17 protein-coding genes are annotated in these 22,835 nt (G+C 45.3%); 6 read left to right on the top strand and 11 right to left on the bottom strand.

Going from position 1 to position 22,835, the window contains the following annotated elements; all coding sequences use genetic code 11:
• Nucleotides 1-140 precede the first annotated feature (140 nt).
• The 7 genes from N7386_RS19640 to N7386_RS19610 form a co-directional block, all read right to left on the bottom strand.
• Nucleotides 141-851, bottom strand: a complete 711-nt coding sequence (locus N7386_RS19640; protein ID WP_279770487.1) for a SprT family zinc-dependent metalloprotease — start codon at nucleotides 849-851, stop codon at nucleotides 141-143.
• Nucleotides 851-3,952, bottom strand: coding sequence for an HsdR family type I site-specific deoxyribonuclease (locus tag N7386_RS19635; RefSeq protein ID WP_279770486.1), 3,102 nt, complete (start codon nucleotides 3,950-3,952; stop codon nucleotides 851-853). The genes N7386_RS19640 and N7386_RS19635 overlap by 1 nt, the downstream gene beginning before the upstream one ends.
• The gene (locus tag N7386_RS19630) at nucleotides 3,949-5,967 is read right to left on the bottom strand and encodes a DUF262 domain-containing protein (protein WP_279770484.1); all 2,019 of its coding nucleotides are present in this window, start codon (nucleotides 5,965-5,967) and stop codon (nucleotides 3,949-3,951) included. Before N7386_RS19630 ends, N7386_RS19635 begins: the two co-directional genes overlap by 4 nt.
• Nucleotides 5,960-7,369 carry a DUF262 domain-containing protein gene (locus N7386_RS19625; RefSeq protein ID WP_279770482.1) on the bottom strand — a complete coding sequence of 470 codons (1,410 nt, stop codon included), beginning with the start codon at nucleotides 7,367-7,369 and terminating at the stop codon, nucleotides 5,960-5,962. Before N7386_RS19625 ends, N7386_RS19630 begins: the two co-directional genes overlap by 8 nt.
• A 92-nt stretch (nucleotides 7,370-7,461) precedes the next feature.
• Nucleotides 7,462-8,247 (bottom strand): hypothetical protein, encoded by a 786-nt coding sequence (locus N7386_RS19620; protein WP_279770480.1) that lies wholly within the window; start codon nucleotides 8,245-8,247, stop codon nucleotides 7,462-7,464.
• Nucleotides 8,247-9,608 carry a restriction endonuclease subunit S gene (locus N7386_RS19615; protein WP_279770478.1) on the bottom strand — a complete coding sequence of 454 codons (1,362 nt, stop codon included), beginning with the start codon at nucleotides 9,606-9,608 and terminating at the stop codon, nucleotides 8,247-8,249. The genes N7386_RS19620 and N7386_RS19615 overlap by 1 nt, the downstream gene beginning before the upstream one ends.
• Nucleotides 9,605-12,067 carry a type I restriction-modification system subunit M gene (locus N7386_RS19610; RefSeq protein ID WP_279770477.1) on the bottom strand — a complete coding sequence of 821 codons (2,463 nt, stop codon included), beginning with the start codon at nucleotides 12,065-12,067 and terminating at the stop codon, nucleotides 9,605-9,607. The genes N7386_RS19615 and N7386_RS19610 overlap by 4 nt, the downstream gene beginning before the upstream one ends.
• Nucleotides 12,068-12,392: 325 nt before the next feature.
• Here N7386_RS19610 and N7386_RS19605 point away from each other — a divergent pair, with 325 nt between their 5' ends.
• From N7386_RS19605 to N7386_RS19590, 4 genes are all read left to right on the top strand, one after another.
• Nucleotides 12,393-12,854 carry a hypothetical protein gene (locus N7386_RS19605; RefSeq protein WP_279770475.1) on the top strand — a complete coding sequence of 154 codons (462 nt, stop codon included), beginning with the start codon at nucleotides 12,393-12,395 and terminating at the stop codon, nucleotides 12,852-12,854.
• A 372-nt stretch (nucleotides 12,855-13,226) separates the two neighbouring features.
• Nucleotides 13,227-14,132: a WYL domain-containing protein gene (locus N7386_RS19600; RefSeq protein WP_279770473.1), complete on the top strand. Its 906-nt coding sequence runs from the start codon at nucleotides 13,227-13,229 to the stop codon at nucleotides 14,130-14,132.
• Between the two features lie 21 nt (nucleotides 14,133-14,153).
• Nucleotides 14,154-15,227 (top strand): hypothetical protein, encoded by a 1,074-nt coding sequence (locus N7386_RS19595; RefSeq protein ID WP_279770471.1) that lies wholly within the window; start codon nucleotides 14,154-14,156, stop codon nucleotides 15,225-15,227.
• A gap of 54 nt (nucleotides 15,228-15,281) precedes the next feature.
• On the top strand, nucleotides 15,282-16,853 hold the full coding sequence (locus tag N7386_RS19590) for a hypothetical protein (RefSeq protein WP_279770469.1): 1,572 nt from the start codon (nucleotides 15,282-15,284) through the stop codon (nucleotides 16,851-16,853).
• A 368-nt stretch (nucleotides 16,854-17,221) separates the two neighbouring features.
• On the opposite strand, the gene N7386_RS19585 is transcribed toward N7386_RS19590, so the two are convergent.
• The 3 genes from N7386_RS19585 to N7386_RS19575 form a co-directional block, all read right to left on the bottom strand.
• Complete coding sequence (locus tag N7386_RS19585) at nucleotides 17,222-17,509, bottom strand: hypothetical protein (protein WP_279770467.1); 288 nt, start codon at nucleotides 17,507-17,509, stop codon at nucleotides 17,222-17,224.
• A gap of 95 nt (nucleotides 17,510-17,604) precedes the next feature.
• Nucleotides 17,605-18,843, bottom strand: coding sequence for a site-specific integrase (locus N7386_RS19580; protein WP_279770465.1), 1,239 nt, complete (start codon nucleotides 18,841-18,843; stop codon nucleotides 17,605-17,607).
• 209 nt (nucleotides 18,844-19,052) lie between these two features.
• Complete coding sequence (locus N7386_RS19575) at nucleotides 19,053-19,916, bottom strand: YicC/YloC family endoribonuclease (protein ID WP_278890904.1); 864 nt, start codon at nucleotides 19,914-19,916, stop codon at nucleotides 19,053-19,055.
• Nucleotides 19,917-20,129: 213 nt separating this feature from the next.
• Between N7386_RS19575 and rph the strand changes: the two genes are divergently transcribed.
• Nucleotides 20,130-20,843: a ribonuclease PH gene (gene rph, locus N7386_RS19570; protein ID WP_011624329.1), complete on the top strand. Its 714-nt coding sequence runs from the start codon at nucleotides 20,130-20,132 to the stop codon at nucleotides 20,841-20,843.
• Nucleotides 20,844-20,939: 96 nt separating this feature from the next.
• Entirely contained in the window at nucleotides 20,940-21,587 is a 648-nt protein-coding gene (pyrE, locus tag N7386_RS19565; protein ID WP_133182537.1) for an orotate phosphoribosyltransferase, read from the top strand.
• Between the two features lie 84 nt (nucleotides 21,588-21,671).
• Here pyrE and folE read toward each other — a convergent pair whose 3' ends face one another.
• On the bottom strand, nucleotides 21,672-22,322 hold the full coding sequence (folE, locus tag N7386_RS19560) for a GTP cyclohydrolase I FolE (protein ID WP_011624327.1): 651 nt from the start codon (nucleotides 22,320-22,322) through the stop codon (nucleotides 21,672-21,674).
• Nucleotides 22,323-22,835: the final 513 nt, after the last annotated feature.

The following is a 22,835-nucleotide window of genomic DNA, read 5'->3' as shown; positions in this document are numbered from 1 at the left end:
ATAAAAATTATCCGGCATCAGTGTTCTGGTTATGGATATCTGCATTTTGGGTTAAAATCGATCCAGCCAGAAATTTTATCTCGAAAGCACGCTGTCATTCCCGGCAATTCATCACATAAGTAGAGTGCAACATTACTTAGCTAATATCCCCACCTATCAAATGCTAAGGGAGAGCGGTTAAGCGTTCGGCGATACTCAGGCCATTTGGGCAAGTATTGCTGCATCAGGGCTTTGAAGCGTTCGTTGTGGTGGCGCTCAAGCAAGTGAATAAGCTCATGCACTATGATGAACTCCAGGCACTCTGGCGGCTTTTTTACCAGCTCGAGATTTAACCAAATCCTGCCGGTATTCGGATTGCAGCTGCCCCACTTGGTTTTCATTCGCTTAATGCCGACAAATGAAGGTGTAACGCCTATTCGTTCTTGCCATTGCTGCATCAATGGCGCGAGTCGTTTGCGTAATACTTGCCGATACCAATCCTGCAAAATGAGCTGTCGCTTTTCGGCCGAGAGCTCAGCTTTGCTGGTAATAGCAATGCGGCCGCCCTTGAGTTTGACGCTAGCACTCGATGACACACACACATCAAGCCGGTAACCTCGGCCCCACAGGTAATGGGTTTCGCCGCTGCACATTTCCCGCTCTGACTGACGTGGCTGGGCGGCAAAATCAGCCTGCTGCTCCCGGATCCAGGCAAGACGCTTTACCACAGCCATCCTTATCGCTGTGTCACTGAGTTGCATAGGCGCAGAAACCCGCACCTTGCCCTCTGGCGGCAGTACTGAAATATGCAAGTTTTTAATTGGCTTACGCTGCAAGTCAATGGTAATTGAACCTATGGTCACTTCAGCCATTAATGGTACTCTTTTTGTGCTTTGACCAAATCCATCACCGCCTTGACGTTCACTTCGTACTCGGCCGTTTCCTGTTGGATTGCTCGGGCGATTTCCTTTTCTTTGAATTTGTCGCCAAGCCACTCCGCCTTTTTTGTATATCTGACGGCGGTATCTATTTTGGTAACCAGCACTTCATCTTTACCAAAGTTATCGTACAAGGCCCGCTTTGCCATGGTATCCATGTTGCTAGGATAGCTAATGGCCCCCGTGCTGGCGGGATATTTCACTTTCTTTGCCAGTTCACGTACCTTTTCCAGATACTCCTGGTACGAGATGGCTTGCTGGCGACGCTGTTCAATCAGTTCATCCAGCAGTACTGACATCTGCTCATAGTACTTGGGGTTAACCGGGTTCTCGTCCACGATGGTCTTGCGCACGTTGTTCTCGATAGCTTCGGCCATTGCCTCTTTATTGTTCTTCATGTCTTTGGGTAAGCCATCCAGGGCTTCTGTGCCTTTTTGCACAATCAGCTCAATCAGTCCCAACTCTTCAAAATCCATCAAGGTCTCACTGGGATCAGCATCAATATACAAGTCAAGCATTTGCCGCATAGCCGGCTCAAATTGCTTCATATCAACCACATCACCACTAGCGATTTTGATTTCATCACGCACCTTGCTGTAGTGCTCAACCTCTTGGCGAATGGCATCCGCTTCGGCCTTGGTGTAGCCGGCTTGCTGCATTTCACTGCCGATATTGGTAAAGCAGCGGATGAGTTTGGATACGCTCTGGTACAGCGTGAGTCGCAGCGCTTCTTTTTCACTGAGCTCTTCTTCCTGGGCTCCGGGCTTACAGCAAAAATAGTGCTGGTAATCTATTTGATGCTTAGGTGCCTGCACGGGCTCACACAGGGTTTTTACCGCCTCCAGCGCATTATCCAAGTCGCTTTTGGCCATGCTCAAGCGGTCTTTCAACAGACCAGCCACGTCCTCCTGGTCATAGCCTTCGAAGGCTTCACTGGTGTAATCGTTAACGGTCTTTTCAAGGCATTTAAACAAGTCTTTGTAATCGATGATATAACCGTAATCCTTAGACTCGCCATCCAACCTGTTCACCCGGCAAATGGCCTGAAAGAGGTTATGGTCAGCCATCTTTTTGTCTATATACAAGTAGGTTGCCGATGGCGCATCAAAACCGGTCAGCAGCTTATCGACCACGATGAGTAGGCGCATCTGTCCCGGTTCGTCGATAAAGCGTTGTTTGACGATTTTTTCAAACTCTTCCACCCGCTTGGCTGCCTTGTCTTCAGGCTGCTCGAAGAACTCGGCCAGCATCTTGCGGTAGATTTTGTACTTTTGAAGTTTTTCAGTTGCGCCGGCCCCGGTTTCTTCCCCTTTGATTTCAGCGGCATTGGGTTGATAGCTTGTGACGATAGCGCAGCGTCCCTCAAATCCGGCATTGGCGAACATTTCATACACTTTGCACGCCTGATAAACGCTGGCACACACCAGCATGGCGTTACCGGCGCCTTCTTTTAAGCGTGGCTTGGTATCAAAGTCCATCAGAATATCGCCAACAATCTGCTCCAGCCGGGCGCGGCTTGAGAGCAGCTTTTGCATCGAGCCCCATTTTTGCTTGATTTGCAGCTTACCGAGCCGTGACAGGTCCTTGGTTTTGGTCTCAAACCAGTCATCTACCTTTTTCTGCGACTTCACCCGCTGGTCAATGTCCCTGGCCTCATAGCGAAGGTCCAGCACCACGCCATCGGTCACAGCCTCATCAAATTTGTAGGTGTGAATATAGCGACCAAACACCTCTACTGACTTCTTCTTATCCTTTTTCATCAGCGGCGTACCGGTAAAACCGATAAACTGCGCTTCAGGCAAGATTGCCTTCATGGCATCGTGCAATAGACCCGACTGGGTGCGATGGCATTCGTCCACAAACACAAACACATTGCCTTTGGGGGTAAAATTCGCTGACAGGGCTTGTTTCATCTCGCGGATAAAGTCGTCAGCGTTGCTGGTGGACTCATCATCTTCTTCTCCATGGCGACCAAACTTGTGCACTAAAGAGCACAGCAGCCAGGGATTGGTGTGGTTGAGTTTTTCCACCAAGTCGGCACCGCTTTTGGTGCGGTAGATTTGCTCATCCACACCCATGAACACCTTTTCTATCTGTTCATCAAGCTCGGTCCGGTCTGTGACCACCAGCACCCGCGCATCCTCCACATTTTCCCGTATCCACTTAGCCAGCCACACCATGGTCAGGCTCTTACCCGATCCTTGGGTATGCCAAATAATGCCGCCTTCACGGCGGGCAATATATGGCTTGGCGGCGTTGATGCCAAAATACTGATTATGGCGGCAGGTCTTTTTACGCCCCGCATCAAACACGATAAAGTCGTGGATAAGCTCAAGCAACCTAGTCTTGTTGCAAATCCGGCTTAGATGGAAGTCGAGAATGTACTCATAAGGATTGGGGCAGTCTTCCTTCCACTCCAGATAATGCTTGGCGGAGGTTTCTATGGTGCCGTAGCGCAACCCTTGGGTGTCATTGCCGGCCATCACCAGCTGCATGGTGGTAAAGAAGTTACGGATAAAGTCTTTTTTCTGGTTATCGAGGTTTTGTGCTATGCCCTCAAACACCGACACGCTGGAACGCTTAAGCTCTATCACGGCAAGCGCGATTCCGTTGACATACAACACCAGATCCGGGCGCTTCTTGTTTTCACCCTTAACCGAGACTTCTTCGGCAATCGCAAAATCGTTCGCCTCAGGGTGTAGCCAATCAATCAGCCATACAGTCTGGTTTTGCTCGCCGGCGCTTTCTTTGTCTTTTACGCCATAGCGCAGCAGCTGATATACGTCTTTATTGGCGTAATACAAATGCTTGCCTTCACCCAGGCTCGCCGCTTTGTCCAGCTGACGCAGTGTCCGGGTGATTAAGGCTTCCGACACACCACGGCGACTCAGCCACTCGCTGAGTATGGCTTCCTCAACGTTGCGGTTATTGGCGCGGTCTTTCCAATCGCCTAAATAGCGATAGCCAAGCTCTTGAGTGAACAGCTTGATTATACGTTGTTGGGTGGCTTTTTCTTTTTGGCCAACGTCAGTCATCCTTGAACTCCAATTTTCGAATCATTCTCGAACAAGTTAAGCACCTGTTGTTCGTGCTTTTCAATTTGCAATGCCCCCCAATCATCAGCCCCATCCATCACCTTAAACATCTCGTATATCTTCAGGCTATCGATTTGCTTTTTACTGATGGCAGCTCTGAAATGGTCTCGTTTAGCTTTTGGCTGGAAATTACTTAACCGGGAGTTTTTGCTATGGCTTATCAAGCATAAATTACCAAAACGATGCAGAGATTTTTCATCAAGTTTTGCATGACCATCTATCGGGTGCTGCGGGTAAAAGTGTTCAACTGAGCTTCTAAAGGTAAACTCAAATTGTTTGATCACTGTGTCTGCTGTGCATTTCGCTAAGGCATCGCACCACAACAGATAGTCCAGATAATTAAAAACCAAGTTGTTTTCAATGCCGCCATACTGCATACGCTGCGCCAGTTCTGGCTGGTTGATCTGCAATGCTTTATAAGGTTGTCGCTGGTAAATCATTGCGAAGTAATCGGCGGGCTCTTCAACACTTAAAAATCTGCCATACACAAACTGACGTGCCATGCCCTCAAGCCGCTGCAGGTATCCTTGGGCAGTAACTTTTTGCATTGAATACAGAGCAAATAAAGCGCCATTTAACCAATGTTTGTACACCTGAGTCGGCGTCGAAACATGCAAAGCGCTCAACAGCATCAAAACTCGGCGATTATCCCCATCATACCCATCTTCGCTGTTGTCTTGAGCACTGCTGTCAAAGGTATTGATGTAACTTTGGCTCTTCTCATTGTAGAAATGCAGCCGCTTTAAACTCCATTTATCCTCACCTTGAGCAAACTCGCGTTTAATGATGAATTGGTCAAACAGGTATTTGCACTTTAAAAGCGCAAAGATAAAGTCTTGTACGGCCTGAATACGACTAGCATCTGGCAATCGCAGAATATGCTTATCAAACTGATCAAGCAGTTGTTTATCATCCAGTGCAACGTCTTTACCCGTCCAAACTCTTAACACCTGCAGTAAAAAGTTGGAAAAATTGATCACACTGTTAAACCGCTCAGGCACTGGTGTTTTGTCGTCGGCTTGTGTTGCAGAAACTGGCGGCACCGTAAGAATGTTCTCTAATGAGCGTTCAATTGTTTCTTGCTGTTTGGACTCATCATTACTTGTAGGTTTTGTCGCAGTAGCCAACAACTCGTTAAAATCACTCGGTGTAAACTGGCCCCAATCATTCTGACCAAATATCAGATGGCGCTCTGCCGGTGTAAAACCATACTGAACATAACGTTCCATATTCGACGTGGCATCCCATACCTTGGATAGCAACGTCATGTTTGCATCTTTGATATTTTTATCGGGGATATTATTCAGAAGGGACATGAGGCGTGCTTTTACTACTTCATGCTTTTCCAGTTGCTCGCCCCGGCTATTCATTACCTCAAAATAATGATTGAGGTCAGTGTCTTTGGGCACTGGCACTCTAGCGATTCGCACCTGAGTGAACAGGTAATCACAAAACGCAGTTAACCGCTCACCCAGTGCCTGCAATCCCTTCTCCAAAAGGTCAAAACCTTTTAGCACGTCTTCATTGTGCTCGGTATCTGCCAAGTGGTGTTTGTCTACGCCCTGACTAAGGCTGGCAAGAGTCTGGGATGATTTTGGTCTGCTTTCAAAATCCAGGTTAGGTTTGTGATACCAGTCCATCTTTACCAAAGCACTTGGCAACTTTGCCAGCCTTTTCAAACAAATGGCCAGTAGTGTTAATGTTGTAAAACGCTGCTGGCCATCAATAACTTCAAGGCTGCCATCCGCGCGTTCATACACCACCAAAGTACCAATGTAATATGGTTGTGTTGCACGCTCCCGCTGACTTTTTTCCTGGTAATCCAGTACGTCCTGGATCAGTTGATTGATTTCAGCTTCGCCCCAAGCGTAATTGCGTTGATACATAGGTACTACATACCGACAATTATCGACCAGCAATTCCCTTACCGTAAAACTCTGTACTGCATTATTCATAATAACCAAGCCTTAAAAACAGAGCTTTAATCGCTTCGACCTTAGTGCCTTTGACATCAGCATTTTTTACCGTGCTTAATGACCAACTCAGCACATCACTGGGTTTAACAGCCTGTTTAATGCGTTCAAACACATTGTTGTCCAGTGCATAGTTGTCCATGGTTGCAAGTTGCACCACTTGCATGTGCAATCGGCAGCGGTACGCCCAAATAAACAACTTTTCAATTGCTTGGGATACTTGATGAGTGCCGAATTTATCCAGATAAAAAATCAGTCCACAATCGAACAACGTTCTGATGTACTGATCACCGGTTCGGGTTCTGGCGGAATACGTATTCAAGGTATGCAGGATTTCACGAGCCCTTTCATCCAGGACCATGCCAAATAAGTGGGTCGCTGATTGCTGTTGATTGGCGTGCTCGTCATTCACAATGCTCGCAATTTTTTGCTGATAATGACTGGTCATCTCAAAAAAACGCCGCCCATTGATAATCATCTGATCTAGATGAAATGGAAACGTCATGATCTGATGATCGATTTTGCGCTGATATTCTTGGTTGTAATGGTCGACAAAATGGTGAGCAATGCGTAACGGCTCCACGTATGGGTAAAGCCCGGTTTGCTCAAGATTGACACCTTTGAACACATCCACTTGCGTCTTACTAAAATACTGCGCGTGTTGACCGTGCGCCCAGCGCCGGATCCGAAACAAATAGGTGGCAAATAGTTGCGCTAAATCGGCGCTGGCTAAACTTTCCCAGTGGCTAACTGACTGTGCTTTTAAATGATTCTCAGCTTGAGAAAACTCTCGTAAATGGAAGGCTTTTAGCAAATCATGTGGCTCTAAGTCACGACCACGGGCGTTTTGCGAGTCAAAAAACTGAAATGCTTCCGAAACGTCCTGCAATACAAAGGTAACGACTTGACAGCGCTTCAGCAAAAAATCAATGATCGCCTCAGTAAAGTCTGGCCTTGCAACCGCCCGTTTGGCTGCCATAAAGTTTTGGTGCAAATTATCTGCACTGATATCACTACCAAAGTGCTGACGTTTTAAAAAAGCAGTTAAAGGCTGCCGTAAACGCTCAAGCACCTCTTTCACATCCTGGCGCACTAGACTGTCAAAACGGACAACAAGTAAAGCTTGCACCAGCAATACCAATGTCAAGGTGCGCTGTTGGCCGTCGACAATATCCAACCGTTCATTGCTATTTTCACTGTGGCAATGAAATACCACGGAGCCCAAGCGATAGGCTGATTTGTCACTATGCAGCTTAATATCATCGAGCAGTGCATTAAGGTGCTGTTGTGTCCATTTATACGGCCGCTGATACGCTGGGATATTCAACGCGGGCTGCTGTAACAACTTGCTGACTGAGATAATTGCTTTGTCTAGGTTATGCACGCTATTCCCTTTAGCTTTAGTAAACTCTGTACTACTCACCAAGTGTTAATTTGTCCCTACATCGGCATGAAAAACTCATATTACACCAACACTTAGCCTTTGCGAACATCGCTTAAACATTCCTTCGGGACATAGATCCAACTCTCGGCAGTGACATCAGAATTTGGTGCTGCCATTAACTCTGGATGTTGGGTTTGTAACAGTGCGGCGATGGCGCAGTAGGTGGCGTCTTGGCTGTCTTGGTTCCAGCTGTCGAAGTGGGTTTGAGTGCGCAGTTGTTCGATGTATTGGGCCACCATGGCTGAGGTTTTTAGCACTGTCGGGTAACTTTCAAATGCGCGGTGTTGGCAAGGGTTTTGGTGGCTTTGGCTACTTTGGTTAAGCTGCCAGATGCCGCTTGGGGTTGGCGTAAAGCCGAATTTGCGCAGGAAATGCAGGCCTTTGGTGGCTTGGCTGCCGATCATGTCTTTCACTGCCGATAGCGGGCTATAGCCGTGCTGAAATAACAGCAGCTCCGTTTCGCGGTATAGGTATGGGTTTTCGCTGAATTTGCTAAATGGCTTGGTGGTGGCTGCACCCGAGAGCAGCGCGACAAAATCGTTGGAAAACCCAAGCGGTGTATCAATGGCGAGGGTTACCGTATGTGGCTCATGCGCCACTTGGCTAGGCATTTCCAGCCCGCACAAGCCTGCAACTACATGCAGCCACTGGCTAAAACTTTCACTTTGCGCAATGCAGCTGCGTAAATTGCCACGCCATGGCTTACAGAGCAGCTTGCCTTGGTGATTGAGTATTACCAAGGCATCGCGGCTATCGCCTTTGTCGCAGTGCCAGGCGCCAACATCCCAGCCAATAAACCAAGCGGCTCCCACACTCATCAGGCTGGCTCAGCGGGTTTAACTAAACGGGTTTTGCCAGTCAGCAGCTCTTGCATCATGCCTTGTTTTATTTGACGGGTTTTGTTTAGGCGTTGGTCTAAGGTTTGAATTTCCTCATCCATATCACACAAAATTGTGGCAAGAGTCGATTGTTCCTCTTTTGTAGGCAAAGCAATCTCCATACTCCTAAGCGTTCCTAGCGACACAAATTTTTGTATTCCACCATCCATACTATTTGCAAGATAATCTTGAAATACCTTGGACCGTATTAATTGTACTAAAAACTCGCCCAGCACGTTTCTTGGTTTAAAGAGAGCAACGTTTTTGATGCAAAATTCAGGTGCTTGTCGCAAGAGCACTGCACTGCCAACGCTTCCGATCATCGACATAATGACGTCTCCCTTGTCAACTTTGGATCGTTTGTTTATCTCAAACGCATCTTCGAATGAAATCAGAGAAACATCTGTCATATCCAAAACATCGTTAACAATATTTTTTGACGTTACTAAAGGGATGCCATTGCCTTTATATTTCGGCGAGTCATGAGTACCGTCTCGAACATCACAAATCGACGAAAGAGGATAAATCTCCCAATCCTCTGGGATTTCGCCGAGTTCGCTAGGTTTGTAGCCTTTTTTGCGGCCGTTGGGGTGGTGGGCACTCTTTTCAAAACCAAAGGGTGGTAGGCGGGTGCGGCCGGTGAGCAGTTGTTGCATGGTCGCGGTTTTAATCGCCTGCTTTTTCGCAATCAGCTTTTCCAATTCCTGAATCAACGCATCCACATCCGATAAGGCATTGGCTATGGCGGCTTGTTCTTCCATTGAGGGGATAAAAATAGGAGTACTGTTACACCGGTCCTTATTTAAATATGGAAGCGTTGTTTTTGTTGCCACGCTATAAAAATACTTTTCTAACGATAGAAGTAAGCATGCAAGAAAGTAGTTATTTATGTCTTTCGAAGGTAAGAAAGCATGGAGCTGTTGATTGATTACTATCTCAGTTTCAGCAATTGCTACTATGCCAAGTTCACCAACACAAGACATTATTACTGACCCTGCTGGAACAATTTTTGAACCAATAAACTTTGCTTCGGCTTGGGAAATTTTTAACCCCATTTTTGAGGAGTTAACAAGAATACGCCCCTGGAGGTCAGGGGTTGTTATCCAAGGAATATGCCCATCAAATGATCTGGGTTTATTTCTACCTGGGACAATAAAATCGCATATCTCTTGAACTTGCTTAAAACCCCAATCTTCCGGAATGATCCCAACTTCTGTTTTTTTGTATCCAGCCGGCACATTACTTGTGGATGAATCGACTAGATATTTTGCACTAGCTTCTGAAATCCGATTTACAGTCATACCGCCCACTCCAAACCCATCGATTTCAAATGCTCAACGACTTTGGCACTCAATATATCCACCGACTGGGTAATCTGCGGCAATGGTTCGGCATAACGCTCTTCCAAATCTTTCACGCGACTGGCAAGTTGCTGCCCCATACGTTCAATTTCGGCTTGAATGCTGCCTTGCAGTGTGGCTTGCCATTTGTCTTGCACCAATAAGGTTTTTACTTCGTCAATGGTCAGCGTGGCATAGCGTTTAAATACCAATAAGTCGAGCTGGTCTTGTTGCTCTTTGACGGCTTTTTTGGCGCTGGTTTCGCTGTCAAAAAGTTGCTGCACATGCTTTAAGGCTTTGCGCTCGTCGGCATCTTGCGCCAGTTTCAGGCGGGCTTTCACCGAAGCTGCGGTGACTTTGTCTTTGTCGTTCAGTGCTTCAGCGAGTAAGCCGTCTTCTGTACTGTGCTCTTCGATATAACTTTCCAGCTCCTGGCTTAGGCTATCGAGCTCGGCTTGCAGCTGCTCCAGCTTAGTTTGTTCACTGGCAAAAAAGCGCTTAACCAAGAGGCTTGGCGGTAGCAATTCGGCCTTGTATTTGGCTTTGCCGATGACTAAATCAGGGACTTCTTTACTCGCTTTTGCATCGCCTTTGGCGCTAATTAATTCCCGTAGTTTTTTGCCGGCGTCCCAGCCGTCTTGCACCAGTACATACACGTCGTCTTGCATCACCTCGGCCCAATAATCCATCAGCAGCTGGTAGACGTCGTATTTGCTGATGAGCGGGATATTGTCATAGCGACTGAGTAACGCTTCACTGATGCGCTCAATCAGTGCCTTGGGCAGCTCGCTGCCATCGATGCTATCGAGCTTGGCTTCTGCAAACCAATTGGCAAAAGGTGCTGTGGCCATTGTGGCAAAGGCGGTAAATTCGCTGTGGTTTAAAATGGTACTTTTTACATCACGCGCCACGACTTTGGCTTTGAGATAGCCTGGGCGCAGCGGTGCAAATAAGCTGTCGCGCAGACTGGGTAACACTTGCCAGTAGTTGTCGAGGACAGCGACGTCACGCTCTGGAATACCGCCGGCTAAATGGGCGGATAAGTCGTGCAAGTCTTCGCCGTCGCTGCTGTCGATATAACGCGGGATGTTGAGGTTGTAGTCGTTGCCGGCGATTTCACGCAAGCTGACTAAGCGGCTATAGCCTTTGAGCTCCAACTGCTTGGTAAACACATCAACAATTTTGTGGATGTCTTGCGCGCGCAGGCGGTTTTTATTGCCGTCTTTGGCAAAGCCTTTGCTGGCATCGACCATAAAAATGCCGCCCTCAGTTTTGCTTAAATCGAGCGGGTCTTTCAGCATGCGGCTTGCGGCGGTTTCTTTGTCGATAACAATAATACAGGCCGGAATGCCGGTGCCGTAAAACAGGTTGGCCGGTAAACCAATAATGCCTTTGATATACCCTTGCTTGAGCAGGTTTTCACGGATGCGGGCTTCGGCATTGCCGCGAAATAACACGCCATGTGGCAGAATGACCGCGCCTTTGCCAGTGCTTTTTAAGCTTTTGATGATATGCAGTAAAAAGGCGTAATCGCCGTTTTTCTCAGGTGGTACACCCCAGCTAAAGCGTTTGAATTCGTCCTGTTCGGCGTTAATGCCGCTGGTCCAGTTTTTGTTGGAAAACGGCGGGTTGGCGACAGCAAAATCAAAGGTTTTTAGCTCGCCGTTGGTCTCTTTCCATTCAGGTGCAGCCAGCGTATTGCCTTTTGCTATTTTTGCGGTGACGTTGTCGTGCAAAATCATGTTCATGCGCGCCAAAGCGCTGGTGGCGTTATCCATTTCCTGACCGAAAATAGACAAACCGCGCGGCGCTTCGTTGCTGGCTTTTAACAGCAATGAGCCAGAGCCGCAGGTGGGGTCGTAAACTGTGCTGTCCTGGGAGGTGCCGGCATTAATGCCTATTACCTTGGCGAGGATTTTGGAGACTTCCGACGGGGTATAAAACTGGCCCTTGGATTTGCCTGATTCGGTGGCGAAATGGCGCATCAGGTATTCGTAGGCATCGCCGAGCAGGTCGTCGCCATCGGCGCGGTTGCCGGATAAATCCAGTCCTTCAAAGATGCCCACCAACTTGGTTAAGCGGTCGACCATTTCCTTGCCTTTGCCAAGCTTGTCTTCGTCGTTAAAGTCGGCAATGTCGATAACGCTTTTTAAATCGTTTTCTTCAGCCAGTTTGGCGATGATTTTGTTAATGCCTTCGCCGATATTGGGCTTACCCTTGAGGGCGACCATGTCTTTGAAATCGGCGCCAAGGGGCACATCAATCATGGCACTGGGGTCATTTTTGGCTTTGTCGGACACATACTTCATAAACAGCATGGTCAGTACATAGTCTTTGTATTGGGACGCATCCATACCGCCACGCAGTTCGTCGCAGCTCGCCCACAGGGATGAATAGAGTTCGGTTTTTTTGATTGCCATGGTGACTGTGTATTCCCTTTACAAAAACTTGGGCCGATGCCGTGATATCGTGGCACCGGCTTGTGAGGATGGGGTAAGTGCGCATACCTTACCAGCAAAATGGCACTCGGCGAAGTGTGGGCATAGCAAGCTGTTTGGTTAATCAACAAATTTGTGAAAGTCGGGAGTCTGTGAGCGAATAGCGAAGATGGATGACATAAAGCAAGCGCCTCACTCAAATTGGGATACAAGGCTGCTAAGAGGCTTAATCCATTAACCGTCGATTCGCCTTAGTGACGAATATCCACTCTGATGAATTGCTTTACCTCATGTTAATGATTTCAATATGTTGACTTTATTGATGTTTTCCTACAAAGCTCAGGCTTTATCTGTGAATTGTAATGACATATATCACAGCTGGTCTTGGGGCTCCTGCTCCAAGATGGAAGGTCACTTTATTTCTGGTTATGCCGATGGTTTGAATAAGCCAGAGACACCTATTGATCTCAAAGATGATGCCGCCAAGGAGGCTTTAGGTTTCCTAGAGCAACACTCAGAGACTAAGCAACGTTTTGATAAAGTCGCTAAGCTAATTGAAGGGTATGAGTCTCAGAACGGCATGGAACTACTGTCAACGGTTCATTGGGTTGTGACACAAGAGTCTGATACTGCACTGTCTGCTGAAGAGTTAGTTAAGTTGGTCCATAGCTGGAATGCGAGAAAGGCCGCAATGAAACCCGCTCATATTCTTGCAGCTTGGGAACGCTTATGTGAACAAGGCTGGCTGCAGTTAAAAGCACAAGTTTGATTTGTTGTTCGTTGAAGCGACCTAATAGTGTTAAGCCTCTTTAGTGAGGCTTTTTTATTCGTTTTTTTTGGATGAGGCGTGCAGGACTAATGGTTTTGTATAATTTTTACTAAAAATATGATCTTAGTGGCTGGCAAAGGTTAATTCTTATCGTGTAGCATGTAGCAAATTCAAGCTTGCGTAAGGATTACCATGCTTATACCTTCCCGATTTAGTGTGATGCTATTCAAATTTTATCTCGAGTTTTTGTTTAAGGATATGAAATCTGATAAACAAATAAAATATAAAAATTCATATCAGTCTATTTACTGACAAAGGATGTCAGTTCTTTATTTATAGTGCGTATAAGATGAAAAGGAATAGTGAATTCTTATGGCTGATTTAACACGGAGCCGTTCGGCAGAGCGTTTAATTGATATTCTTATTGAATTACAAACACATGGGGCAGTCAATCGTTTCCATTTAATGGAGAAATTCAATATCACGGAGCGTACGGCTTATCGTGATTTAAATATGCTATCTTCATTTATCGAATGCTGCGGAGCTGGTGAATATCGGCTTACTCATCCAAAAACTCCTCTTCTACATAACCCATTGGCTAAACTGCTAGATGCTGATACATTTTTTCCTGACAGAAATGAACTTTTTTGGAAACGCTTGGAGAAGCGGGCCTCAGATGAGCATATTCGTGTTTTGCACCTTCCCGCTGAACATTCGGCAAAAAACGACTTACAAAAGTACTTACATTTAATTGAGGATGCTATTCAAAAAAATTGTGTGTGCGACATTTTTTATAAAAATACAACTCGTGTTGTGCATCCATACAAGCTCGTCAACCAGAAAAGTATTTGGTACTTGATGGCTACAGAAAGTGGAAAGTTAAAGTCGTTTTCTTTAAGTAAAATAAATTGGTTGGCGAAAAAAAATGAACACTTTATGGTTAATAATTCGATACTTTCTTTGATTAATGAATATCAAGACCCTTGGGTTAGTGAGGAAATTTTTGAGGTACAGTTCCGTATTAGTCACAGTATTTCTGATTACTTTACTAGACGAGATTTATTGCCAAAACAAGAACTCTTATTTAAAGATGAAAATGGCGAAACTTGGCGATGTAGAGCGGCACATAAGAGTCAAATAATGCCCTTAATTTTATTTTGGTTGCCGAATATCGAAATACTGAAACCTGAATGGTTAAAAATGGATTTTTTAAATATGTTGCGTAGTTACTTGGCTGTAAAAAATGACTACATTTGTGAGCTACAACTCGATAAATAGTTGAACAAGGAGATATGGATCATGGCATTACCTTTCATTATTTGGGGTGCAGCTGCTGCCGCAGCTGCAGTGGGGGCAAAAAAAGCCTATGACGGTTACGAAAAAAAATCGCAAGCCGAAGATATATTAGAAGACGCGAGGCATTTGTATAAACGGCACAAAGAAAGCTTTGATAAGACTGAGTCAGATATGCTGAAAAGTTTAGATAACTACGGTTATACCAAATTGAGTATCGGCAAAGATTTCGGCGAGTTTGAGAGAATAGTCAAAGATCTGATTCCTCGTCTGAAAGAAGATCAGAAAAAGGCTCTGAATATAGGAATTCCGCAGCATAGTATTAATAAAATTCAGGATTTAAGTATATCCGCGGTCGGATATTTAGGAACTATGACTGGTGCTGGGGCTGTTGGTGTGGCAGCTGGTTTTGCTACTTATGGTGGAGTTATGACTTTAGGGGCTGCTTCTACAGGAACGGCTATTACATCACTCTCTGGTGCAGCAGCATACAATGCCACCATGGCTGCGCTTGGTGGCGGCTCTCTAGCAACAGGTGGTTTAGGTATGGCGGGAGGCTCTTTGGTACTAGGTAGTGCAGTTGCTGCTCCAATTCTGCTTATTGCAGGTTGGGCTTACAATAGCCACGCTGAAAAGGCGTTCGATAGCGCCTGTCAAACCACCCTTGAGGTGGACTCTGCGGTAGAAAAAATGACTTTAGCAGAATCTCGTCTGAATGAAATCAAGGAATATGTGGATCGCCTTAATCTACACGTTAGAGAAATATGTGCAGTTTTCGTTAATCATTATTTTGAGCCTTTGAAATTTATGCATGCTGAAATGAACAAAGGTAAATTAAATAATGTGTCTGATGACATTATAAGACTAGTTGGGGATGGCTTCGAGTTAGCTGGGATCATAACCGATATTGTTACGAAACCATTGTTCAAACCAGTAATACAAGAAAATGATGAGATTGTTATTACAGATGGAGTAATCCAAGAACAAACGGATAGCAACGGTATGAAGATGCTAAATAAAGAGGTTCTAGATGAGGAGTTGAGAGTGTCAGCCACTAAATTCAGAAAGTTTAGTATTTAATTAATCTTAGCAGGGCGTTTAAGCCCTGCGTTGCCATAAATCGGACAGAATGAAATGAATGCCACTAAATTTGATTGGACTGAAGAGTTGCATCAGACAGTAGTGAAAAGCCTGACTACCTCATTTGGTTTGGATTTTCTTCTACTGAACGATAAGGATGGTGGTGATGTTAATACCATTCACAATGTGCGCCAAGGAGTATATGCAACAGATGTAGAACGTGAACGCTATAAGCAACGTGAGGGATATAATTCGCATCATTACCATAGCCACGAAAACTACATTGCTACCAACCGAGTTGGAAAAACGGCACACGCGGAAGGTACACTGCGTGATCAGTATACTGGCGAGTATTTTGTTGCTAATGGCAATAAGAACCTTGACCATGTTATTTCCGCTAATGAGATCCACAATGATTCAGGTCGAATTCTTGCTGAGTGTGATGGTGCAGATCTTGCGAATCATTCTTCTAATCTTGTCTTCACTAGTGAATCGTTAAATAAGGCCAAAAAAGCGAAAACGATGGATTCTTTTATCCATGGGTTACAAGAGCAATATGCTGAAACAAAAAAAGACATTGCACAATTACGTAGTAAACCTACATTAACGGATGAAGAACAAAAACACCTTAATAAGCTGGAGAATAAAGCTGCTGCTGACTTTAAAAAAATGAAAGCAGCTGATCAAAATGCTCGCGAACAATATAATTCAACTATCAATAAAGAATATTACACTAGCAGTAAGTTCGCTAAAGAAGTTACTAGTGCCACGTTAAATAATGCTGTTCGCATGGGAACACGACAAATGTTGGGGCTGGTTTTGGCGGAGATCTGGTTTGAATTGCGCGAACGAATCCCAGTGATATTTGAGAGGCACCGTAAAGCTTTTGATGCGGGAGATTTTCTAGATGAAATTAAAGAAGCATTTCATGCTATTTGGTTGCGGATACAAGCAAAATTTAGCTCCTTTCTAATTTCGTTTAAAGATGGGGCAATAGGCGGCATACTGTCTAGTGTCACAACAACGCTTTTAAATATTATTTTTACCACGAAGAAGATGATTGTGCGGTTGATTCGCGAAATGTGGAATAACTTAGTGCAGGCTTTCAAAATTATAGTCTTTAACCCTGATGATTTATCACCAGGGCAGTTAACTAAAGCGGTATGTAAGCTTCTAGCCGCAGGTGTTGCTGTAGCTGTGGGGGTGATAATTAATGAAATGTTGGCAAAAATTTTCATTTTCCCTTTCGGTCCAGAACTTGCTGCTTTTTGTAGTGCGTTGGCCACAGGTTTATTAACTTTGGTAATGGGGTATTTTCTTGAACATAGTGAGTTAATGAAAAAAGTTTGGGCATTTTTGGATAACTTTAAAAGTAAATACCAGTTGGCACTGGAGTATTATCAACAGATTAACGCAGAACTGGATCGTTATTTATCGGAGCTTTATGCTATTGAATTTTCTATTGATGTGTCTGAGTTGGAACATTTTACCCAACATCTGAAGGCAGTAAATTGTGAAATTGAACGTGGCCTATTACTACATGCAGAAGTTAAGCGGCGCAATATCACGCTCCCATTTGAATCAGGGAATATCGATTCCGTACGCAATTGGCTAAGTAAGCTATGACTTTAAGTCCAGAATTTCCCTGTAACCAGTGTGGAGCCTGCTGTCGTAACGTAGGCAGCGCAATTGAAACCCAGTTTCTCGATCGAGGTGACGGCATTTGTCAGTACTATCATGCAGAATCAAAATTATGCACAATATATGAATCACGCCCGCTGATTTGTCAGATTAATAAACAATATCTGCTGAATTACAAGACTCAATATAGTTGGCTGGAGTTTATTGAACTAAATCGTGAAGCTTGTCTAATTCTGGAAAGGTTATAAAACAAGGCTAAATGAACTTGATAATTTATGATGGTGCTGAATACATTTTATTCAAGGTGTTTTTAACACCATCATTCATTAATATACCATCAAATTAATATTAGATTAGCCCGTTGTTTGCCTCATCTTATTAATTATTTTTCCAAATGCATTGTCAAGATGAACGCTCTCATCTGTATCTATATATTGTGGGAGTACATATGCATTTTCATTTTCAATTTTATCAATATCAATTATCATTTTCTTCTTTGAAAATAGCCCTCCTGCGTTAATTTCTAAAAGATTTCCTGGAAGAACTTTTGCCGAGTAACCTAAACTTTTTACAGCATCTAGGCATGAGTTAAATAACTGTTTTTCACTACTTTTAAAGTATACGCGTTTACGATCGTACATATTTCATCCTTAATGATTAGTTCCGTATTGATTAATTGTAATTCTTTAAAAATCAGTTAAGACTATAATGTGTAACTCAATAAAATTGCAATAAGTTAATTTAATTTATTTCCAAAAAGTGAATTGTTGATAATATTATTCAAATATATCGACAATTTTTCTAGCGCTTCCCTTCGCTCATCGAAATAATCATGCTGGTTATAAATCCCTTCAACACCCTTTAGTTTGTGGTTAAGGCAACGCTCTGCAACGTGCCCTGGCGTTCCTTGTTTTGCAAGAAGGGTGCGGCAGGTACGACGTAGATCGTGCACAGTGAAGTGGGGCATATCACCCATTAAGTTTGGGGGCTGTTTTTTCTTACCAGCTTCGTGGCCAAATAGTTTAGTGATTGCTCGGTTTAGCGTATCAGGGCCCATATGGGGATTTTTACTGGAGCGTCTGCTTGGGAAGACATACTCGGAGTCATGTGCTCTAATTTTTAACTCATATAACCATCCCATCACGATGGGAGGCAATGGAATCGCAATACCCACACCTGATTTGCTTCTGTCTTTGGACAGATTCCACACCTTTTTATCAAGATTAAACTCCCTCCAAGGCGCTTCAGCCAACTCAGACTTACGTACTCCCAATGTAATCAGTAGTGCACAGGCTAGATAGTTGTCACGGCTAAAGCTGTTACTATTTTCCCTAGCGATTTTAAAAAACGTGGTGACTTCCTCTAGCGTTAAAGCGCGGTCTTTACTTTTTTCTAAGCCACCAGCATCTGATATAGAAAATGCACTTGCGGGATTTGCGCCAAGCAGATCCAGCTTTATGCCGTGATTAAAAAGCTGCTTGCAGTACATTAGAGCATCGTTAGCTATTGCTGGGCGGTTAGTGGCTGCAATGGCTTGTAATACAGCCTTTATGTCTCTGGCTGTGACGCTATCGACGTTGAAGCTGCCTATATGGGGAGCAATGTCTTTACGGTAGATACGTTCGGGGATTTCGTGGTGCTTGAGTCTTTTAACGTTACCTAAATGCCAATCGGCAAAGAGATCATCAACGGTTTTGATTTGGGATTGCTCTGCACGTTTTTTGGCTATGAGTGGGTCGAGACCATCGCGAAACTGTTTCATTTTGGTAGCAGCTTCCGCACGCGCATCCGCAAGAGACATATCACTGTATTTTGCTAAGGTCATTTCCTTGCGTTTGGATTGCGCCGTGTAACGGAGCATCCAATATGGAACGCCAAGCTTTGGGACAACAAAATACAGACCGGCTCCATCTGCATACCGGCCAGGTTCTCCTTTAGCCTTGGACTCAATCTCTTTTACTGTTAGGTTTCCCATAAATCCATTCCCCATCATGACCTTAAGGTTGCTTTTATGAAAGTCAATAATACCCACCACTGACGATCGGGATTATTGTAGCATACCCACCAATATACCCACCATATAGCGGTGGGTATTGGTGGTATGGATGGATGTTAGTAGACGGGTTAAATGTTAAAGTTGATTAAAAACAATGGTTAATGATGTTTGGTGGATGACTGTGGAAATCATTCCACGTTTTGGATCTGTTCGCGCATTTGTTCAATGAGCACTTTGAGCTCGACTGCGGCGGCGGTGATTTCGGTGCTGATGGATTTTGAGGCGAGGGTGTTCGATTCGCGGTTAAATTCCTGCATCATAAAATCTAAGCGACGGCCTTCGCTGCCGCCTTTTTTGAGGATGCGGCGCGCTTCGGTGACGTGTGCTTCGAGTCTGTCCATCTCTTCGGCCACATCTTGTTTTTGTGCTAACAGGATCATCTCCTGCTCGATGCGGGCAGGGTCGAGTTCACCTTTGATTTCCGCGAGGCGATTGGTGAGTTTATCGCGTTGATATTCCATCACTTTAGGCATGTGCTCGCGCACGATAGCGATTTGTTCTTCGACGCCTTCTAAACGGCTTAACAACATTTCTTTAATCGCGGCGCCTTCGCGGCCACGGGCTTCGATAAACTGATCTATTGCTAAATCGAAAGCCGTTAATAACTCGGCCCCAATTGCATCCATATCTTGCTCTGAGCTTGAGAGCACTCCTGGCCAGCGCAAAATGTCGGTGAGGTTGACTTCGCCTTGTCCGGCTTCTTGCTTTAGCCAACTGGCCGCGTCGAGCAGCTGTTTAGCTAATCCTTGATTTAATTTAAGTTCGTTATTGCTATTGTCGGCTAACTCATAGCGTAAGTTGACTTCAACTTTACCGCGGCTTAAACGTTTACGCAGGCGGTCGCGCAGCACTGGCTCGAAACTGCGAAATTGTTCGGGTAAGCGCAGATAAGTTTCGAGATAACGTTGGTTAACTGAGCGAATTTCCCAAGAGGCGGTGCCCCATTGTGCTTTGTGCTCGATGCGAGCGTAGGCTGTCATGCTTTGGATCATGGGATTGTCCTAATGGTTGAATCGTCATATTGATAGGCGATTATAGAGTCAATGGCTTTAGGATTAAAGGCATACAGTATACTGCGAAGGGAAAGCTGGTGTTGTAAATGGCGGAGTTTGCCAGAGAATGGCCCTAGGCATGGCATCCTCAGGCACAAATCCCTATAATATGCAGCCAAAATCGGTCAATGACTCAGAATACAGGAATCTCGCATGCGTCCAAGTAACAGAACGCCAGCACAAACACGTCCCATCACTATCACTCGCCAGTTTACGGCCCATGCCGAAGGTTCTGTGTTAGTGGAGTTTGGCGAAACCAAAGTACTTTGTACCGCCAGTTTTACTGAGGGTGTGCCACGTTTCCTTAAAGGTCAGGGACAAGGCTGGGTGACGGCGGAATACGGTATGTTGCCACGTTCAACCCACAGTCGTATGGACCGTGAAGCGGCTCGCGGTAAGCAATCTGGTCGTACTCAAGAGATCCAGCGTCTGATTGGCCGTGCACTGCGTGCTTGCGTCGATATGAAAGCCCTTGGTGAAAACACTATCGTTATTGATTGTGATGTGATCCAAGCCGATGGCGGTACTCGTACCGCATCTATCACAGGTGCCTGTGTGGCTCTTGTGGATGCACTGAACTGGGCTCGTGGTAAGGGCATTATCAAGTCTAACCCACTGAAGTTTTTGATTGCTGCGGTCAGCGTAGGTATCTACAACGGTGAAGCGATCAGCGATCTTGAATATGTGGAAGACAGCGCGGCCGAAACCGATATGAACGTAGTTATGACGGAAACCGGTAAGATTATTGAAATTCAAGGTACGGCCGAAGGTGAGCCGTTTAGCCATGAAGAATTGATTGAGCTACTCGGATTGGCGAAGAACAGTATTCGTGAAATCGTCGATGTGCAGAAAGCCGCATTGAATTAATTGTTGTTGATAAGAAGCCCCGTTATGGGGCTTTTTATTAAATCAATATTGCTATAACCCAATAAAAATAGAACGTTAAAGTCGTAAGGAGAGATTGTGAAAGCCTATCAACGTGAGTTTATTGAATTTGCCCTAGAGCGTCAGGTACTGCGATTCGGTGAGTTTACCCTTAAATCGGGCCGTATCAGTCCTTATTTCTTTAATGCGGGTTTATTCAATACTGGACGAGACCTTGCGCGTTTAGGACGTTTTTACGCGGCGGCGTTAGTGGATTCAGGCATAGAATACGATCTGTTGTTTGGCCCGGCTTACAAAGGTATTCCGATTGCGACCACGACTGCGGTGGCCTTGTGCGAACACCATGATATCGATATTCCCTACTGCTTTAACCGTAAAGAGAAAAAAGATCACGGTGAAGGCGGCAGCTTAGTCGGTAGCGAGCTTAAAGGTCGTGTAATGTTGGTGGACGATGTGATCACCGCAGGTACGGCGATTCGTGAGTCGATGGAAATCATCGAGGCCCATCAGGCGCAGCTGGCTGGCGTATTAATCGCGCTGGATAGACAAGAGAAAGGCAAGGGCGAACTGTCGGCCATCCAAGAGGTTGAGCGTGATTTTGGCTGCGGTATTGTGGCGATCATCAAGCTTGCCGATCTGATCAGCTACCTGTCAGAAAAACCGGGTATGGAAGTGCAATTGGCAGCGGTAAGCCAGTACCGTGAGCAGTATGGCATCGAGGCATAATGAGGTTATAAACCGCTAAAACAAAAACGCTGCGATTCAATAAGAATGGCAGCGTTTTTTTATGCCCTGATTAAATCTAACAGCTTATTTGGATTGATTTAAAAACTCGGCACGGGTGGCGGGGTTAGATTTAAAAATGCCCCCTAAGGCGGTGGTCGTGGTGGAGCTGGTGGAGTCCATCACGCCGCGGGATTTGACGCAGTAATGCACCGCATCCATTTTCACGGCTACGTCTTTGGTTTCGAGCAAGGTTTGCAAGGCAACTAACACTTGCTGAGTTAAGCGCTCTTGCACCTGTGGACGCTGGGAGAAGAACCGCACTATGCGGTTAATCTTTGATAAACCGATAATTTTCTTACGTGGAATATAAGCGATCGTCGCTGTGCCATCGATAGTGACTAAGTGATGCTCACAGGTACTGGTCAGGCTGATATCCTGCACGCGCACCATCTCATCGAAGCCCATTTTGTTATCAATGACAGTGATCTTCGGGAAATTTTCATAGTCTAAGCCGGAGAATATTTCGTCGACATACATTTTGGCGATGCGGCGTGGAGTATCGGCAAGACTGTCGTCGGAAAGATCCAGCGACATTAATGTCAGGATTTCCTTCATATGGAATTCAATCTTGTCCTTACGCTCTTCAGGCGTAAACACATTGGGGAGCATGGGGGTTTCAAGTCCGCGTTCTTGTAGGGCGGCTTGTACTTTTACTGCTGCTTCACTTAATGCCATCTTATCCTCCACTACTGCAGTAGCGGCTATCACTGAAAACCTAGCACCCTAAACTGAGTTTGTACAATGGGTGAACTCAGGTACAAATCGACTGGTTCTTATCTGGGTAAGAACAAGGTGGGGGAGAATAGCGCGAATTGCGGATAATTCATACCAAAAAACGCTCACGCTGAAGATGAAAAAGCCGATAGTCCTTATCGATTATCGGCTCCTCTGGGTGCTAAAACATCATTATCTTGATGAAGATAATAGGGCGTGTTGACGTTTCAGGGTTATTTTTGCGGCAATGTGGCTGGCTTTTATGCAAGGCAAAGTCCGTGCAGTGTAGTTATTCTACATAAACGGACGATAACGCGGCAGAAAAGCCAGCCAAATGCCGCCCGAAGGGTTCGTCTGGCAAGCCCTTGCTCTGACTTTCTGTCATAAGAGCCGCTCGTCATTTGAGTAGAATAACGACACATCATTCCTCGTTTCGCTAGCACGTGCTTGCCAGAGCTAACAAAATTTAATCTC

The organism is Shewanella sp. GD04112, assembly GCF_029835735.1.
In the GTDB taxonomy this organism is placed as follows: Bacteria; Pseudomonadota; Gammaproteobacteria; order Enterobacterales; family Shewanellaceae; genus Shewanella.
This window is presented reverse-complemented; position numbering and strand designations above follow the sequence as displayed.